Origin of the sequence: Caulobacter sp. CCNWLW153 (assembly GCF_036889365.1) — a bacterium.
In the GTDB taxonomy this organism is placed as follows: Bacteria; Pseudomonadota; Alphaproteobacteria; order Caulobacterales; family Caulobacteraceae; genus Caulobacter; species Caulobacter radicis.
In genome coordinates this window covers 130,999-147,261 of sequence record NZ_JBAKFV010000014.1, presented here as the reverse complement: position 1 = coordinate 147,261, position 16,263 = coordinate 130,999, and the positions used below count along the sequence as shown (strand labels likewise).

The window sequence follows — 16,263 nt, the reverse complement described above, 5'->3', positions numbered from 1 at the left end:
AAAAGGGCGCTGGACAAGCCCAGCGGGCTCTCCTATAGACCCCCTCCTCGCCGCCGGGCGAGGCCAGAAGCGGCCTTCACCGCTTCGAAGGCCCAAGGGCCTGGGTAGCTCAGTTGGTAGAGCAGCGGATTGAAAATCCGCGTGTCGCTGGTTCGATTCCGGCCCCAGGCACCACCTTCCTTTCATGCCGTTCAGATCGACGCCGATGATGGGCGGTCGACCTTTCGCGTCGTCCTCTCGGCGGATAGGGGCGTTCACCCAAGCTTACCGGTAAGTCGGCAGGGCGACGGATTCTTGTCCGATGAGGACATTTGCGAGCGGGCTCAGAGATTCTGAGGCGCCTCGTTTGAGGGACATCTGACCACCTCGCGCGCACTCGGCGGAAGATCGCTGTTTTGTCGGCATGCTGCGCTGCGGCGCCAATATTCCCTTTGATAGGGAAAAACCGCCTCGAATTCCTGATTTCTCATTTGTGCGGTGCAGCAAAGGGCGTTCACCGGGGGTGACTGTCGTAAATTTATGCCCAAGCGGCCCCCTTGACGGTGCGAAAAGGGGTTGCCAAAGGACCCATGCCGCAATTCTAACATTGCGGTAAGGCCTGGGCTTCGAGAGGAGCTCCGGTCACTCGCGCTTCGAAACGATCCTTCACGGCGGGCATGAGCCTTCCGCGGCGGGCGTAACGGGTCGAGCGCAGCGAAGCGGGTTCGCCCACCTTCCGAGAGATCGGATGGGAAAGCGGGCTTTTCAAGTTAGGGTGGAGACGCTCTCGCGCGACGACCCTCGGTCCAAACGTGCTAGACCAATCAGGAACTGGCGACAGATGCTCGACATTAAACGGAAGACCCCCCTCATCGCTCTCGTCGGCGCCATGGCGCTGATGGCGAGCGCCCCGGCCTTCGCTCAGGACGCCGCCGCTCCCGCGCCGGCCACCACCGAAGCCGCCGCTCCGGCCGCCACCCCGGCTGCTGAAACCCCGGCCCCGGCCGCTGACGCCGCTCCCGCCGAGGACGCCGGTGAAGCCGCCACCGAAAAGATGAAGTCGCACTCGCTGACCCCGGTCGGCATGTTCCTGGCCGCCGGCATCGTCGTTAAGGTCGTCATGATCGGCCTGATCCTGGCCTCGATCTTCTCGTGGGTGCTGCTGATCACCAAGCTCCTCGAGTTCGCCAGCCTGAACAAGCAGACCGACCAGTTCCTGGAAGCCTTCCGCGGCGCCCGTTCGATCTCGGACATCGCCCGCATCGGCTCGTCGGAAGAATTCGAAGGCAACCCGCTGGCCGACATGGCCGCCGCGGCCGCCCAAGAAGTCGAACTGTCGCGTCAAGCCGGCCTGCAAGTCGGCGGCGAGCACCGCGACTCGACCCTGGCCCGCGCCACCTACGCCATCAACGCCGTGCAAGCCTCGCTCGCCAAGCGTCTGTCGGGCGGCATGGTGTTCCTGGCTTCGGTCGGTTCGGGCGGTCCGTTCATCGGTCTGTTCGGTACGGTGTACGGGATCATGACCTCGTTCATCAGCATCGCGAACACCAACACGACCAACCTCGCCGTCGTGGCCCCGGGTATCGCTGAAGCCCTGCTCGCCACCGGTATCGGTCTGTTCGCCGCTATCCCGGCCGTTATCTTCTACAACTACTTCCAAACCCGCATCTCGGCCTACGGCACCCGCTCGGAAGGCTTCGTTGCTGAACTGATGAACGCTATCTCGCGTCAGCTCGACAAGGGGGCGTAAGACCGATGGCCGCCAAACTTTCGGGCGGCGGCGGCGACAGGTTCAACGTCGAACAGAACAGCGAGATCAACGTCACGCCCTTCGTGGACGTCATGCTGGTCCTCCTGATCATCTTCATGGTGGCGGCCCCGCTGGCCTCCGTGTCGATCGAAGTGAACCTGCCGCCGGCGGTAGCGAAAGCATCGCCTAACCCGCCGAAACCGGTCTACATCTCCATCAAGTCAAACGGTCAGCTGTACATCGGCGACGATCGCACTTCGATTGACACGATGGGTGAGGACCTGACGAAGAACATCGGCAGACGCGACCCTTCGAAGGAGCGCATCTTCATCCGTGCTGACGAAAAGACGCGCTACGGCTCGTTCATGGAGGTGATGAACACCCTCCAGGACAATGGGTTCTACAGCGTGGCTCTCGTGGGCCGTGATGAGAACAGCTGAGGGGTGATGCATGGCTGAACAACAAACGCCCGAGCATCGCCACTACGATCCGCTGACTTCGGAAGGCCCGCGCCGGAAGAAGGGCATCGGCACCTTCGGCGTCGCGACGATCATCGTGATCGGCCTGCACGCGGCTCTCTTCGCCTACCTGGCGAAGCAGAAGTTCGAAGCAGTGCTGAAGGAGTACAGCGACGAAGCCGTGGACGTGGAGCTGCCTCCGCCTCCGCCGCCTCCGCCGCCGCCTCCTCCGCCGCCGCCGCCGCCGCCGACCAACGCTCCGCCCCCGCCTCCCGCGGTGGTGCAGCCGAGGCCGCCGATCGCGCCGCCGCCGGACGTGACGCCGCCGCCGCCGCTCCCGATCCCGCCCGTCAAGGAGCGGGTCGAGCAGACGGCGCCGCCGATCATCTCGTCGGCTCCGCCGGCGCCGGTGACGGCTCCGCCGGCCCGCGCTTCGGTCGTGACGCGTCCCGACTGGGCGCGTAAGCCGAACTCGGACGACATGGCCCGGTACTATCCGGACCGTGCGCAGCGGATGGAAGTCGGTGGTCGTGCGACGATCCGTTGCACGGTGAACGCCAAGGGTTCGCTCGAGAACTGCTCGGTCGTGTCGGAATCTCCGGCCGACTACGGTTTCGGCGACGCGGCCCTGAAGCTGTCGCGCCTCTTCCGCATGAAGCCGAAGACCCTCGACGGGGCTCCGGTGGACGGCGGCGAGATCACGGTGCCGATCACCTTCCAGGTCCCGCAATAGCGGCAGGCCTGGGACGATCCCAAGAAGACGCCTCGGAACTCCGGTTCCGGGGCGTTTTTCTTTGCCCGTAACGGCGGGCGAAGGCGCGGCGGCATCAAGGCCTGTTCGAGGCGTGAAAATTTCCCCGCCGGACGCCTTTTCGCCGCTTGATCCCGGGGGCGGGTCCGACTAAGAACACGCCTCTCGCGGAGCCGCCTTAGCTCAGTTGGTTAGAGCGCTAGATTGTGGATCTAGAGGTCCTCGGTTCGAGCCCGAGAGGTGGTACCACGAGACGATGAACAGGCCCGGCGGCGACGCCGGGCTTTTTCTTTTCCGCGCCCTGGCGCCCGCCCCTCAAGGCCGCGCCATTGCGTCGCGGCGGCGGAGCGCCGCATGGCAAGGCCTGGCGGTCCATGGGATTACCGGTCGCGGACAGGGTCTTGTGAGGCCGATCGTCGCGCATTTGCACGGACCATAGCCAAGTCGCGTGCAACGTGCGTACGGTGACGCTCACGACACCGCCGCTTGAGCGGGCCCGCGCGCGACGCGGAGCGAGATCGGGAGGAAGCAATGGCGGACGGCGCTATGGGAATCGGTCCGACGGAAGAGCAATTGGCGGCCGCCGCGCTGGACGTGGCCGGGCTGCTGGGATTCGCCGACCTGCTGCCGGCCTATGCCGCGGCGCAAGGCGGTGAGAAGCTGGACGTGCTGAACGCCATCGTGCGCGTGATCTCCGCCGATGTGCTGGGCGTCGAGCCCGGCGGCGACCGCATCGCCCCAGAGTCGGTGCTGTTCCTGAGCCAGGACTAGAGGCGCCCAACGGGCGCCGGCGCTACCCTAGGCCGACCATACAATCATCATTCCCGGCCTTGCGGCCGGAATCGTCGGCGCTTCTGCAAACCCGGAGCGCTGGCCTTCTATGGTGTGGTCCAGCCGCCCCCCAGGGCTTGGTAGAGCGTCACGGCGTTGAGCAGCCGCGCTTCGCGCACCTGCGACAATGCGAGCTCGGTGGCCAGCAGGCCGCGCTGGGCGTCCAGTTCCTCCAGATAGGCGACATAGCCGGCCTGGTAGCGCTTGCGGGCGTGGTCCAGCGTACGGGCGGCGGCGGTGCGTTGCAGGCGGGCGTGATCCTCCTGCTCGGCCAGCCGACCCTGGCCCTCCAGAGCGCTTTCGACCTCGTTGAAGGCCGTCAGGGCCGCCTTGCGATAGGCGAAGGCGGCCTGGTCGCGGCGAGCGGCGGCGGCGTCCGAGGCGCCGCGCAGGCGGCCGCCGTCGAAGATCGGGGCCAGCACGCTGCCGCCCAGGCTCCAGGTGGTCAGCGGATCGATGTGCAGCACCTTCAGTCCGCCCGCGGCCGCCGACAGCCTGACCTGCGGCAGGAAGGCGGTGCGGGCGGCCGCCAGGCTGGCGTCGGCGGCGGCCAGGCTGGCTTCCGCCTGGGCGATGTCGGGCCGGCGCTCCAGCAGGGCCGAGGGCAGGGGAGCAGCCGGCTGCGGCACGGCCAGGGCGTCGAGCCCGCCCCGGGCGATCGGTCCCGCGCCGTCTTGGCCGGTCAATAGGGCCAGGCCCGCCTCCTGGCGGCGGACGGCCAGTTCGAGGGCCGGCACGCGCTGGGCGGCGGCCTCCAACTCGCCCTCGGCCTGGCGCAGTTCGAGATTGGAGGTCAGGCCCTGCTGGGCCCGGCGACGGGCCCGGCCAGCCGCTTCCTGGCGCGAGACCAGGGTGGCGCGGGCGGTGGCCAGCTGGGCGTCCAGCGAGGTCAGGGAGACATAGGCGCGGGCGACGGCGGCGGCGACGGACAGGCGGCCGGCGTCGCGGCCGTAGCGGCTGGACTGCAGGCTGGCGCGGGCCGCGGCGTCGCCGGCCCGCAGGCGGCCCCACAGGTCGATCTCGTAGGCGGCCTGCAATTGGCCCTGGCCCGCCAGGGGCTCGGCCGGCGTGCCGAAGGCCGACAGTTCGCGCTGTTTCTGCAGTCCGCCCGTCGCGTTCAGCGTCGGCAAGAGCGCGGCCCGCGACTGGGCGGCCAGGCCCTCGGCCTCGCGCACCCGGGCCTCGGCGATCCCGAGGTCGGCGTTGCGTGCGAGGGCAGCGGCGACGAGTTCGGAAAGCCGGGGATCGCCGAAGGCCTTCCACCAGTCGGCGGCGACGGTCTCCTGGCCGGCGGGCGACTCGGCGCGCCAGCCGGCGGGGGGCGCCACGGCGGTTTCGGAAGGCGGCGCGGTCTTCGGACCGGGCGTGGCGCAGGCGGCCAGCAGCAGCGCAGTCGTCACGACGGAAAGGGCCAGGCGCATCAGCGGCGCTCCCGCTCGCGCGGCGCCTTGGCCAGGTCAACCTGCGCCTCTACCGACATGCCGGGGCGCAGGCGGGAAAGGTCGGGCTGGTCGGCGTCGAGCACGATGCGCACGGGCAGGCGCTGGGCGATCTTGGTGAAGTTGCCGGTGGCGTTCTGGGCCGGCAGGATGCTGAACTCCGAGCCGGTGGCCGGCGAGATCTGCTCGATGCGGCCATGGAAGCGGCGGTCGCCCAGAGCGTCGACCGTGACGCTGGCCGGTTGGCCCGGGCGCATGCGGCCGGCCTGGCGCTCCTTGAAGTTGGCGATGATCCAGCGCTGCGGCGGCACCAGCGAGACGAGCTGGGTCCCGGCGGTGACGAACTGGCCCTGGCGCACGCCGATCTGGCCCAGCTGGCCGTCGGCGGGGGCCAGGACCAGGGTGTTGTCCATGTCGATCTCGGCGAGGCGCAGTGCGGCGCGGGCGGCGGCGACGGCGGCCTCCAGCCCCTGGCGCGAAACGCCGACCGAGCGGACGTCCTGACGGGCGATGTCGCGGCCGGCCTGGGCGGCCACCACCTGGGCCTCGGCGGCGCGCAGGGCCGCGCGGGCCTGGTCGCGCTCGCGCAGCGACACAGAGCCGTCGGTGGCCAGGTCGGCGACGCGGGCCATGTCGGCGCGAGCCCGCTCCAGCTGGGCCTGGGCCGAGCCGATGTCGGCGTGGCGCGCGGCCAGGGCGGCCTCGCGCGAGGCCTGGGCCTGGGTCGAGTTGGCCAGATCCGCCTCGCGGGCGGCGAGGGTGGCGCGGGCCTGGTCCAGGCGCTGGCCATAGATGCGGCGGTCGATCTCGACCAGGGGCTGGCCCGCGCGCACGCTCTGGAAGTCCTGCACCAGCACCTTGGTGACATAGCCGCTGAGCTGGGGCGCGATCACCGTCACCTGGCCGCGCACATAGGCGTTGTCGGTGCGCTGCACCGAGCCGGCGAAGGGCGGCAGCTTCCACAGGAACAGGATCAGCAGCACCACGGCCAGGGTGACGACCGCCGTCAGCACGATGGCCCGCACGCCCGGAGGCTTGGGCCGGGCCGGAGGCGGGGCGGCCGCGGCGGCGCGGTCTTCCGGCTGCGGGGGCGGCTGAGGCGAGGGATTGGCGGGCGGCGGCGGGGCGGCGGCGTCGGTCATGCGGGTTCCGAGGCGGGCTTGGATGATGTCGGGGGAGACGGCGGCGCGGGCGCCTGGGCGCCCTGGCGTTTCATGCGCACGGCCAGCAACACGAACAGCAGGGCGGCGTAGAAGAACTGGGCGACGGCGATGATGCCGATCACCCGGAAGACGTCGTTGAAGGCCAGGATGTTGGCCTGCTGGATCAACTGCTGGGTCAGCAGGGCCACGCCGTCGGCGGCGCGGAACGCCGGATCGGCCTGGGTGGCGGCATAGGCCCCGCCATAGGCCTGCAGGGTCGCGGCGACGGCCGGATCGGATCCCGTCAGGTGCTCGGCCAGATAGACGGCGTGATGCTGGGCCCGCACGGTCTGCAGCGTGCCCAGCAGCGAGGCCCCGAACAGGCCGCCCAGGTTCTGGGCGACGCCGAACATCACCGAGAAGGTGATGATCGAGCCCAGGCCCCGGGTCAGCAGCTGGCCGATGCCGAACATGAAGGCCGGCCCCAGGAACATGGCGGCGGCGAAGGCCAGCAGGGCCTGGCTCAGATACAGGTTCACGGGCGCGGTCAGCACCGTGGCGCGGGCGTCGAGGAAGGCGCCGACGGCGATCAGCAGGATCGAGCCGAGGAACTGCGGGGCCAGGGTCTTCTGATTGAGGGTCGAGGCGCTGACCACGACGCCGGCGATGGTGGCCAGCAGGACGACGCCGTAGAGCAGGCGCTGCTGCTCGGCGGCCAGGCCCAGGGCGTTCATCAGGCCCGCGGCGCCGACGCTCTGCTCGGAGAGGATCAGGCGCACCAGGGCGATGTTCAGGCAGAAGCGCAGGAAGGCGCCGGTGGCCACCCAGCGGGTGTCTATCAGCGGGTGGACGCGGCCGTGCTCGACCAGCGAGGCTATGGCGATCATCACCACGGCGGCGGCGAGACACCAGCCGAGCCACGGCGCCTCGAACCACCAGACGATGCGGCCAAGGCCCAGGACGGCGACGATCAGGCCAAGGCCGCCGCCCAGCAGGGCGAAGGTCAGGGCGTCGGTCTTCTCGAAGACGTGGATGCGCACGCCGTGCGGCAGGCGGAAGAGGAGAACGGCGGCCAGGCACGCGGCGGCCAGGCAGGCTTCCAGGGCGTAGAGGCCGTGCCAGTAGGCCGCGTCGAGCAGGCCGGTGGAGATCACCCGGGCCAGCGGGGCGCCCAGCTGCGAGACGCCGACCCCCAGCACCAGAGCGCCCATCCGGAACGACGCCGGGAAGGCCTGCAGCATGTAGAACATGGCCAGGGCGCTGAGCGCGGCGGCGCCGACGCCGCTGATCGCCCGCAGGGCCAGGGCCATCGGATAGTTGTCGAGGAACAGGTGGGCGAAGGCGGCCACCGTGTAGAGGCTGAGGAACACAAGGGTGAACCGGCGGATGCCGAACTGCTGGCGATACTTCACCAGCAGCAGGTTCATCGAGATGTTGGTCATGATGTAGATCGTGGTCAGCCAGGCCCCCTGCGTGGGGGTGAGGCCCAGCGAGCCCTGGATGGCCGGCAGGTTGACCGAGATCAGCGCCGTGCCCAGCGAGCCGGTCACGCCGATCAGGACCGAGATCAGGGCGTGGACGACGCGGAAGGGCAGGGGGAAGTCCGGCGTCGAGGGCGAGCCGGGCATCATCGGCCGCTCGTGCGGCAGCCAATCCGGGATCTGGCCGATCGTCTCGCCGTGCCGGGGCATCGCGCCTCTTGATGCTGACGACGTCACTGTGGGATGCGCCGCGTCGTCGGTCAAATGTCGTCGGTGACGCAGGCTTGGGGGCGTGGCCGCCATGCGTCTTGAACGAAATTCCTCAGACCTCGGCGCATCTTGACGCTTGCGCCAAATTCGAACGCTTGTAAGGGTTCCCTAGGGGTAAAGGGGATTGAAGTCTTGAGTTCGACCACCGAGATCGCCGCCGGCCAGGACGCCGAGGCGCAGGAAACCGAAGCCGTCACCAAGAACCTGGTGTTCACGGCGGCCGAGCGGCTGTTCGCCCTGCACGGCTTCCAGAACGTGTCGGTGCGCGACATCACCGCCGCGGCGGGCGTGAACCTGGCGTCGGTGAACTATCACTTCGGCTCCAAGGACGCCCTGCTGTTCGAGATCTTCAAGCGCCGTACGGCCGAGCTCAACCGCGAGCGGGCCCGGATGCTGCACGAAGCCAACGACCGCAACGCGGGGGGCCCGCCGGTGCGCGAGATCCTGGCCGCCCTGCTGACCCCGCCGCTGCGCTGGCTGGCTCCCGACCACGAGCGCCGGATCTCGCTGCAGTTCCTGATCCGCGCCCGCAGCGAGGGCACCGACGAGATCCGCCAGGTCCTGAAGACCGACGTCTCGCACCTGCGCCGCTTCTCCGACGCCCTGCTCAAGGCCCGCCCGGACCTGTCGCCGGAAGACGTCTACTGGCGGCTGCACTTCACCCTGGGCATGCTGCACAACAACCGCTTCGCCGAGTTCGACCGCCTGAACGTGCTGTCGGAAGGCCAGACCAGCGAGGCCGACGTGGTCTCGCTGCTGGAGCGGATGCTGGCCTTCGCCGAAGCAGGGTTCGCGGCTTGAGGTCGGCTCCACCCTAGCATCCCGTCATTCCCGCCCTTGTGGCGGGAACCCCTCTGTCAGCCGCAAGGGCGGCTAGGGCGGCGTGCTCAGCACGCCGCAGGCTCTTCCCGCGCGAACGGCACCAGGGGTTCCCGCCACAAGGGCGGGAATGACGGGCGCTTAAAAGGAATGCGCGAAGCGGGCCTTGTAACCAGCGCGCACCAACTCAACTTCCGATCACCTGCACGAATCACCGGCATGTGAGGAACGATCGCCGGGCCTGAGGGTTAAGGTGGCCCCATGGCTCGGCTCGGCATCACTCACGAGACCCGTTACGCTTACGAGCGCCCGGTGGCGTTCGGGCCGCACCGGCTGCTGATCCGGCCGCGCGACAGCCACGCCATCCGCATCGTCGAGGCCAGGCTTGCGACCTCGCTGCCCGGCCAGACGCGCTGGAGCTATGACGCCAGCGGCAACTGCGTCTGCACCTTCCAGCCGGAGGGGCAGGCCGATTTCCTGACCATCACCAGCAGCCTGATCATAGACCGCTTTCCCGCGCCGCTGAGCGACCAGGCGATCGACGACCCGCACACGGTCTCGCCGATCGTCTATGGCCGCGAGGACCGGGCGGTGCTGGACCCGTTCATCCGCCCGGCCACGGAAGACGCCGACCGGGTGCTGCTGCGCTGGCTGCGCGAGCAGATGGAGCGGCCCGACGAGCCGGCGCTCGATTTCCTGCTGCGCCTGAACGCCACGATCCACGACCAGTTCGAATACCAGGCCCGCGCCGCCGAGGGCACCCAGAGCCCGGCCCTGACGGTGGCGCGCGGGGCGGGCACCTGCCGCGACTTCGCCTGGCTGATGGTCGAGGCGCTGCGGCGATTGGGCTACGCGGCGATGTTCGCCACCGGCTACATCTATAGTTCCGCGCATGGCGGCATCCGGGGCGCGGGCGCGACCCATGCCTGGTGCGAGGTTTTCCTGCCCGACCTGGGCTGGACCGAATTCGATCCGACCAACGGCCTGGCCGAGTCCGAGGATCTGATCCGGGTGGCCGCCACGCGCACCCCGGCCGAGGCCTTGCCGGTTTCGGGCACGGTGCTCGGCGATCCGGGACTTTCGGAACTCAGCGTGGCCGTCGACGTGCAGCAGCTCGATGCGCTGTGCGAGGCGGCTTGAGGCCGATCAATGAAAAACGCCGCCATAAGGCGTAGAGTGATGTTCAGACGGGAGGCGCCGCCATGATGACCAAGCCGTTCCAGCACCAGAATCCGATGACCAACTACGCGGTCCCGAAATCGGAGCCCAAGGCCCAGCACGGCCAGAAGCCCGACAAGGAATGCGTCGAGCTGAAGGACGAGAAGCGCTCGTTCGAGCCGCGCCCGGGGCATTGAGGGCGTCCGCTACGCTTTCCACGGCCCCCTGCATCGCTTCCCTCGCCCTTGTGGCGAGGGTCCATGGCGGCGATGTCTCAGATGGCGGACATCCGCGAAAGGTTTGAGCAGGCTAAACGATGGGTCCTCGCCACAAGGGCGAGGAAAGCGGACTTTTGATGAGGCGACGGTTCCTGGAGCGCTCGCAACTTCACCCCCGCCGCAGGATGAACTCCAGGTCCTGGATCTCGCCCACGGGGAAGAAGTATTCGCCGGCCTTGGCAAAACCCATGCGGCCGTAGAGGCGCTGGGCGCCGAAGTTCTCCGACCAGACGCCGATCCACAGCGGGCGCGGGCCATCCTGCTCCAGCCATTCCAGCGCGGTGTTCAGCAGCAGCGAGCCGCGGCCGCCGCCCTGGTGTTCCTTCAGCACGTAGATTCGCTTCAGCTCGCCATGACCCGGCTCCACGTCCGGGTGAGGCAGATCGCAGGGACCGGCCAGGGCGTAGCCGATCGCCTGGCCGTCGTGCTCGAGGATCCAGCTGGCCTTTTCGGGATCGGCCAGGTCGCGGCAGGTGCGCTCCAGGCCGTAGGCATAGGCCAGGAAGGTCGCCAGGTCCTTGGGCGGATACAGGTGCGCGAAGGTCTCGGTGAAGGTGCGCGCCCCCAGGGCGGACAGGGTCTCGGCGTCCCCGAGGACGGCGCGGCGCAGGGTCGTGCTCATGGGCAGGTGATGCCTCGAAAAAGGCGGTGCGGACAAGCCGTGTGACGCGTTCTTGAAATGCGATTGGTCTTATGGCGACCGACCGACAAAGGGCCTAGGTAGGGGCCGCCACAGCGCGGTTTTTGGGGTCGGCCTCGGGCCGGACCGACCCCCATGCTTGCCAAGCGCGCACGGGCATGTCATGACAACGTTGTCATAGGGTGGACGAAATTGACCAAGAAAAAAGCCGAGAACGGTGAGACGGGCCGCGACGTCCTGGTGCTGCTCGGAGGCGCCGGCGACCTGGCCCTGCGGATGCTTCTGCCGTCGCTGTATTTCCTGGAAGTCGACCGGCTGCTGCCGCGCGACCTGCGCATTTTCGGCGTCGCGCGCGGCGACCTGGACGGCGCGGGCTACCGCAAGCTTGTGCGCGAGCACCTGGGCAAGCGCGCCAATGTCGAAGAAGCCGCCTGGGAGCGCCTGGCCGCCCGCCTCGATTACCTCTCGGTCGACATCACCAAGGAGGAGGGGGCCAAGGCCCTGGCCGGCAAGATCGGCGGCCACGACCAGCTGACGGTGTTCTTCGCCGTCTCGCCCAGCCTCTATCCGTCCGCCTGCCAGGCCCTGCAGGCCGCCGGCCTGACCGGCCCGTCGACGCGCCTGGTGCTGGAAAAGCCGATCGGCCGCGACCTCGAAAGCTCCAAGGCCACCAACGCCGCCGTCGGCGCCGTGGTCGACGAGAGCCAGATCTTCCGCATCGACCACTACCTGGGCAAGGAGACGGTCCAGAACCTCACCGCCCTGCGGTTCGCCAACGTGCTGTTCGAGCCGCTGTGGGACAACAAGTCGATCGACCACGTCCAGATCACCATCGCCGAGACCGAGAAGGTCGGCGACCGCTGGCCCTACTACGACGAGTACGGCGCCCTGCGCGACATGTTGCAGAACCACCTGCTGCAACTGCTCTGCCTGGTGGCCATGGAGGCTCCCTCGGGCTTCGACCCCGACGCCGTCCGCGACGAGAAGGTCAAGGTGCTGCGCTCCCTGCGGCCCTTCACCAAGGACAACGTGGCCCACGACACCGTCCGCGGCCAGTACGTGGCGGGCGTGGTCGAGGGCACGGCGCGCGCCGGCTATGCCGAGGAGGTCGGCCAGCCGTCCAGGACCGAGACCTTCGTGGCCATGAAGGTGGCCATCGACAACTGGCGCTGGGCGGGCGTGCCGTTCTTCCTGCGCACCGGCAAGAACCTGCCTGATCGCCGCACCCAGATCGTCGTGCAGTTCAAGCCCGTGCCGCATAACATCTTCGGCCAGGTGACCCAGGGCGAGATGCAGGCCAACCGCCTGGTCATCGACCTGCAGCCGGAAGAAGACATCTCGCTGTCGGTGATGACCAAGCGTCCGGGCCTGTCGGAAGAGGGCATGCGCCTGCAGTCGCTGCCGCTGTCGCTGAACATGGCCGCGCCGGGCGCCCGTCGCCGGATCGCCTACGAGAAGCTGCTGCTGGACGCGTTCCGCGGCGACCGCACCCTGTTCGTCCGTCGCGACGAGGTCGAGGCCGCGTGGCGGTTCGTCGACGGCGTGGCCAAGGCCTGGGCCGACGCGGGCATCGAACCGGCGACCTACGCCGCCGGCACCTGGGGGCCGCCCAGCGCGGCCTCGCTGATCGCGCCGCAAGGCCGCGGCTGGAAGTCGTAAGGGGGTATCCGCAACATGCCCAAGATCGAAGTCTTCCCGACGCGCGAAGCCCTGTACGACGCGGCCGCCTCGACCATCGCCGGCGCCCTGACCACGGCCGTGGCCACCCACGGCAAGGCCGGGTTCGCCGCCACCGGCGGCACCACGCCCGCGCCGGTCTACGACCGCCTGGCGACCCTGACCGTTCCCTGGGACAAGGTCACCGTCACTCTCAGCGACGATCGCTTCGTGCCGATCGACCACCCGGGCAGCAACGAGGCCCTGGTGCGCCGTCACCTGCTGACGGGCGACGCGGCCAAGGCCGCCTTTGCGCCGCTCTATTTCGACGGCGTCGAGCACGAAGCCTCGGCGGCCAAGGCGCAGGAAGGCGTGGCCCAGGCCCTGCCGTTCGGCGTGGTGCTGCTGGGCGTCGGCGCCGACGGCCATTTCGCCTCGCTGTTCCCGGGCAACCCGGCCCTGGCCGCGGGCCTGGATCCCGACACCGACCGCCTGGTCGTGGCCGTGCCGAAAGGCGAGCCGGCCCCCGACCTGCCCCGGATCAGCCTGACCTTCCAGGCGTTGATTCAGGCGTCGCTGATCGTGTTGCTGGTCACGGGCGAGGCCAAGCGTGAGCTCCTGGCCGGCGAGGTCGATCCCGACCTGCCGATCGCCAGGATCCTGAAGCAGGACCGCGCCCCGGTCCGCATCCTCTGGGCGGAGTAAGTTCTGATGGCCCTCAATCCCGTCATCGCCGCGATCACCCAGCGGATCATCGATCGCAGCCGTCCGACCCGCGAGGCCTATCTGGCCCAGATGGAGGCCGCGTCCCTGGCCCAGCCGGGTCGCGCCAAGCTGTCGTGCGCCAACTGGGCCCACGCCTTCGCCGCCTCGCCCGCCGCCGACAAGGTGCGGGCGCTGGACCCGAACGCGCCGAACCTCGGCATCGTCTCGGCCTATAACGACATGCTGTCGGCCCACCAGCCGCTGGAAGAGTATCCGGCGCTGATCAAGGAGGCCGCCCGCGAGGCCGGCGCCACCGCCCAGTTCGCCGGCGGCGTGCCGGCCATGTGCGACGGCGTCACCCAAGGGCGTCCGGGCATGGAGCTGTCGCTGTTCTCGCGCGACGTCATCGCCATGGCCACGGCCGTCGCCCTGACCCACGACGCGTTCGATGCGGCCATGTACCTGGGCGTCTGCGACAAGATCGTTCCGGGCCTGGTGATCGGCGCCCTGACCTTCAGCCACCTGCCGGCGGTGTTCGTGCCGGCCGGTCCGATGACCTCGGGCCTGCCCAATTCGGAGAAGGCCCGCATCCGCGCCCTCTACGCCGAGGGCAAGGTCGGCCGCGACGAACTGCTGGCCGCCGAGAGCGCCAGCTATCACGGCCCGGGCACCTGCACCTTCTACGGCACGGCCAACACCAACCAGATGCTGATGGAGCTGATGGGCCTGCACCTGCCGGGCTCGGCCTTCGTGCATCCCAACACCCCGCTGCGCAGCGCCCTGGTCAAGGAAGCCGCCCGCCGCGTGGCCGCCGTCACCCACAAGGGCAACGAGTGGATCCCGGTCGGTCGCGTCATCGACGAGAAGGCCGTGGTCAACGGCGTCGTGGGCCTGATGGCCACCGGCGGCTCGACCAACCTGGCCCTGCACATCGTGGCCATGGCCCGGGCGGCCGGGATCATCCTGACGCTGGAAGACCTGGACGACATCTCCAAGGCCGTGCCGCTGCTGGCCAAGGTCTATCCAAACGGCTCGGCCGACGTGAACCACTTCCAGGCCGCCGGCGGCATGGCCTTCGTGGTGCGCGAACTGCTGAAGGCCGGCATGGCCCACGAGGACGTGCTGACCATCGCCGGCCCCGGCCTGTCGAACTACCACCAGGAGCCCTACCTCGAGGACGGCGAGCTGAAGTGGCGCGAAGGCCCGGAGACCTCGCTCGACGAGGCCATCCTGCGCCCGGTCGAGAACCCCTTCAGCAAGGAAGGCGGCCTCAAGCTGCTGGCCGGGAACCTGGGCCGCGGCGTGATCAAGATCTCGGCCGTGAAGCCCGAGCACCACGTGATCACCGCGCCGGCCGCCGTGTTCCAGGAGCAGGAAGACTTCATCGCCGCCTTCAAGCGCGGCGAGCTCGACCGCGACGTCGTGGTGGTGGTGCGCTTCCAGGGCCCGTCGGCCAACGGCATGCCCGAACTGCACAATCTGTCGCCGTCGATCTCGGTGCTGCTGGACCGCGGCCACAAGGTGGCCCTGGTCACCGACGGCCGCATGTCGGGCGCCTCGGGCAAGACCCCGGCCGCCATCCACGTGACGCCGGAAGCCGCCAAGGGCGGGCCTTTGGCCTACGTCCAGGATGGCGACGTGATCACCATGAACGCCGACACCGGCGAGCTTTTCATCCATGTGGACGAGGCGCAGCTCCTCGCCCGCACGCCTGCACCAGTCCCGGCGTCCAAGCCGGGCTTCGGGCGCGAACTGTTCAGCTGGATGCGACACGGGGTCGGCGCCGCCGACGTCGGCGCGTCCGTGCTGTTTGCTTAAAGGGAACGGGAAACCCATGAACGGCGCCAACGCACACGGGCTGGGTCTGGTCGGCGATATCGGCGGCACCAACGCGCGCTTCGCCCTGGTCGACTTCGACGGTCCGGATCCTCGCCTGATCGAGCCCACCGCCTACAAGGGCGAGGACTACGACACGGCCGAGGACGCCATCGAGGACTATCTGGCCAAGGTGGGGGTCAAGCACCCCGACCAGGCCGTGGTCGCGGTGGCGGGCCCGATCGAGCATGGCGCCGTTCACTTCACCAACATCGACTGGCGCCTGTCGGAAGACAGCCTGCGCCGCGCGGGCGGCTTCCGGAGCGCCCGCCTGATCAACGACTTCACGGCTCAGGCCCTGGCCGCGCCGCGCCTTTCGCCCAAGGACCTGCGCCAGATCGGCCCGCTGCCGACCTCGGGCGAGGGCGACCTGGCGATCATCGGCCCGGGCACCGGGTTCGGCGCCGCGGGCATGGTGCGCCGCCACGGCTGCGACACCCCGCTGACCACCGAGGGCGGCCACATCTCGTTCGCCCCGGTCGACGAGCTGGAGATCGAGATCCTGCGCGGCCTGCAGGCCAAGTACGGCCGCGTGTCGGTCGAGCGCATCCTGGCTGGCCCCGGCATGGAGGACCTGCACGTCCTCCTGGCCAAGATCGAGGGCCGCCCGGTCGAGGAACTGGCCGCCAAGGCCATCACCGAAGGCGCCGTGGCGGGCCGCGAATGCTGCAAGACCACGGTCGAGCGCTTCTGCGCCATTCTCGGCTCGGTGGCGGGCGACCTGGCCCTGGCGCTCGGCGCGCGCGGCGGCGTGTTCATCGCTGGCGGCATCGCTCCCCGGATCATCGACCTCCTGGAAGCCAGCGCCTTCCGCGAGCGCTTCGAGGCCAAGGGCCGGCTGAGCGACTATGTGCGCGACATCCCGACCCACGTGATCCTGCACCCGCACACCGCCCTGATCGGGGCTGCGGTGGCGATGACGCCGGACGGTCAGGCGTCGATTTCGTAGGGCTGGTTTTCCTGGCGCCGGTGCGTGGTCCTCGTCCCCATCGGTTCGCGCCTTTGGCGCGGCCCGCCCGAGGGCATGCTTC

The 16,263-nt window shown here is 69.3% G+C and carries 15 protein-coding genes and 2 tRNA genes; 13 read left to right on the top strand and 4 right to left on the bottom strand.

What is annotated here, in order from left to right; genetic code table 11:
- The first annotated feature begins 98 nt into the window (after window positions 1–98).
- The 6 genes from V6S85_RS20610 (at window position 99) to V6S85_RS20585 (ending at window position 3,709) form a co-directional block, all read left to right on the top strand.
- A tRNA-Phe gene (locus V6S85_RS20610) sits at window positions 99–174 on the top strand.
- 646 nt (window positions 175–820) lie between these two features.
- Window positions 821–1,729, top strand: a complete 909-nt coding sequence (locus V6S85_RS20605; protein ID WP_116568384.1) for a MotA/TolQ/ExbB proton channel family protein — start codon at window positions 821–823, stop codon at window positions 1,727–1,729.
- 5 nt (window positions 1,730–1,734) lie between these two features.
- Window positions 1,735–2,169 (top strand): biopolymer transporter ExbD, encoded by a 435-nt coding sequence (locus tag V6S85_RS20600; protein ID WP_058347885.1) that lies wholly within the window; start codon window positions 1,735–1,737, stop codon window positions 2,167–2,169.
- Between the two features lie 10 nt (window positions 2,170–2,179).
- Window positions 2,180–2,920 (top strand): energy transducer TonB, encoded by a 741-nt coding sequence (locus V6S85_RS20595; RefSeq protein ID WP_334350085.1) that lies wholly within the window; start codon window positions 2,180–2,182, stop codon window positions 2,918–2,920.
- A gap of 190 nt (window positions 2,921–3,110) precedes the next feature.
- Window positions 3,111–3,187 (top strand) — tRNA-His (locus V6S85_RS20590).
- Between the two features lie 282 nt (window positions 3,188–3,469).
- Entirely contained in the window at window positions 3,470–3,709 is a 240-nt protein-coding gene (locus tag V6S85_RS20585) for a hypothetical protein (protein ID WP_133244771.1), read from the top strand.
- Window positions 3,710–3,816: 107 nt separating this feature from the next.
- Here the strand turns inward: V6S85_RS20585 and V6S85_RS20580 are convergent, their stop codons facing one another.
- The 3 genes from V6S85_RS20580 to V6S85_RS20570 are packed head-to-tail and all read right to left on the bottom strand — an operon-like array spanning window position 3,817 to window position 8,041.
- Window positions 3,817–5,190 carry an efflux transporter outer membrane subunit gene (locus tag V6S85_RS20580; RefSeq protein ID WP_334350084.1) on the bottom strand — a complete coding sequence of 458 codons (1,374 nt, stop codon included), beginning with the start codon at window positions 5,188–5,190 and terminating at the stop codon, window positions 3,817–3,819.
- A complete protein-coding gene (locus V6S85_RS20575; RefSeq protein WP_116568390.1) occupies window positions 5,190–6,350 on the bottom strand; it encodes an HlyD family secretion protein in 1,161 nt (386 codons plus the stop codon). Before V6S85_RS20575 ends, V6S85_RS20580 begins: the two co-directional genes overlap by 1 nt.
- A complete protein-coding gene (locus V6S85_RS20570; protein WP_334350083.1) occupies window positions 6,347–8,041 on the bottom strand; it encodes an MFS transporter in 1,695 nt (564 codons plus the stop codon). The genes V6S85_RS20575 and V6S85_RS20570 overlap by 4 nt, the downstream gene beginning before the upstream one ends.
- 192 nt (window positions 8,042–8,233) lie before the next feature.
- On the opposite strand from V6S85_RS20570, the gene V6S85_RS20565 reads away from it, so the two are divergent.
- The 3 genes from V6S85_RS20565 to V6S85_RS20555 all read left to right on the top strand — a co-directional run bounded on the left by V6S85_RS20565 (window position 8,234) and on the right by V6S85_RS20555 (window position 10,275).
- Window positions 8,234–8,902, top strand: coding sequence for a TetR/AcrR family transcriptional regulator (locus V6S85_RS20565; RefSeq protein WP_334350082.1), 669 nt, complete (start codon window positions 8,234–8,236; stop codon window positions 8,900–8,902).
- A 279-nt stretch (window positions 8,903–9,181) separates the two neighbouring features.
- Window positions 9,182–10,060 carry a transglutaminase family protein gene (locus V6S85_RS20560; RefSeq protein ID WP_334350081.1) on the top strand — a complete coding sequence of 293 codons (879 nt, stop codon included), beginning with the start codon at window positions 9,182–9,184 and terminating at the stop codon, window positions 10,058–10,060.
- A gap of 62 nt (window positions 10,061–10,122) precedes the next feature.
- The gene (locus V6S85_RS20555; RefSeq protein WP_165828876.1) at window positions 10,123–10,275 is read left to right on the top strand and encodes a hypothetical protein; all 153 of its coding nucleotides are present in this window, start codon (window positions 10,123–10,125) and stop codon (window positions 10,273–10,275) included.
- A 190-nt stretch (window positions 10,276–10,465) separates the two neighbouring features.
- Here V6S85_RS20555 and V6S85_RS20550 read toward each other — a convergent pair whose 3' ends face one another.
- A complete protein-coding gene (locus V6S85_RS20550) occupies window positions 10,466–10,978 on the bottom strand; it encodes a GNAT family N-acetyltransferase (RefSeq protein WP_116568398.1) in 513 nt (170 codons plus the stop codon).
- Between the two features lie 210 nt (window positions 10,979–11,188).
- Between V6S85_RS20550 and zwf the strand changes: the two genes are divergently transcribed.
- From zwf to glk, 4 genes are read left to right on the top strand one after another with little or no spacing between them, the layout of a single operon-like run.
- On the top strand, window positions 11,189–12,655 hold the full coding sequence (gene zwf, locus V6S85_RS20545; RefSeq protein WP_243410573.1) for a glucose-6-phosphate dehydrogenase: 1,467 nt from the start codon (window positions 11,189–11,191) through the stop codon (window positions 12,653–12,655).
- Window positions 12,656–12,670: 15 nt separating this feature from the next.
- A complete protein-coding gene (pgl, locus tag V6S85_RS20540) occupies window positions 12,671–13,357 on the top strand; it encodes a 6-phosphogluconolactonase (protein ID WP_334350080.1) in 687 nt (228 codons plus the stop codon).
- Between the two features lie 6 nt (window positions 13,358–13,363).
- Window positions 13,364–15,175: a phosphogluconate dehydratase gene (gene edd / locus V6S85_RS20535; protein WP_334350079.1), complete on the top strand. Its 1,812-nt coding sequence runs from the start codon at window positions 13,364–13,366 to the stop codon at window positions 15,173–15,175.
- Between the two features lie 16 nt (window positions 15,176–15,191).
- Complete coding sequence (gene glk / locus V6S85_RS20530) at window positions 15,192–16,181, top strand: glucokinase (protein WP_334350078.1); 990 nt, start codon at window positions 15,192–15,194, stop codon at window positions 16,179–16,181.
- The last annotated feature ends 82 nt before the right edge of the window (window positions 16,182–16,263 follow it).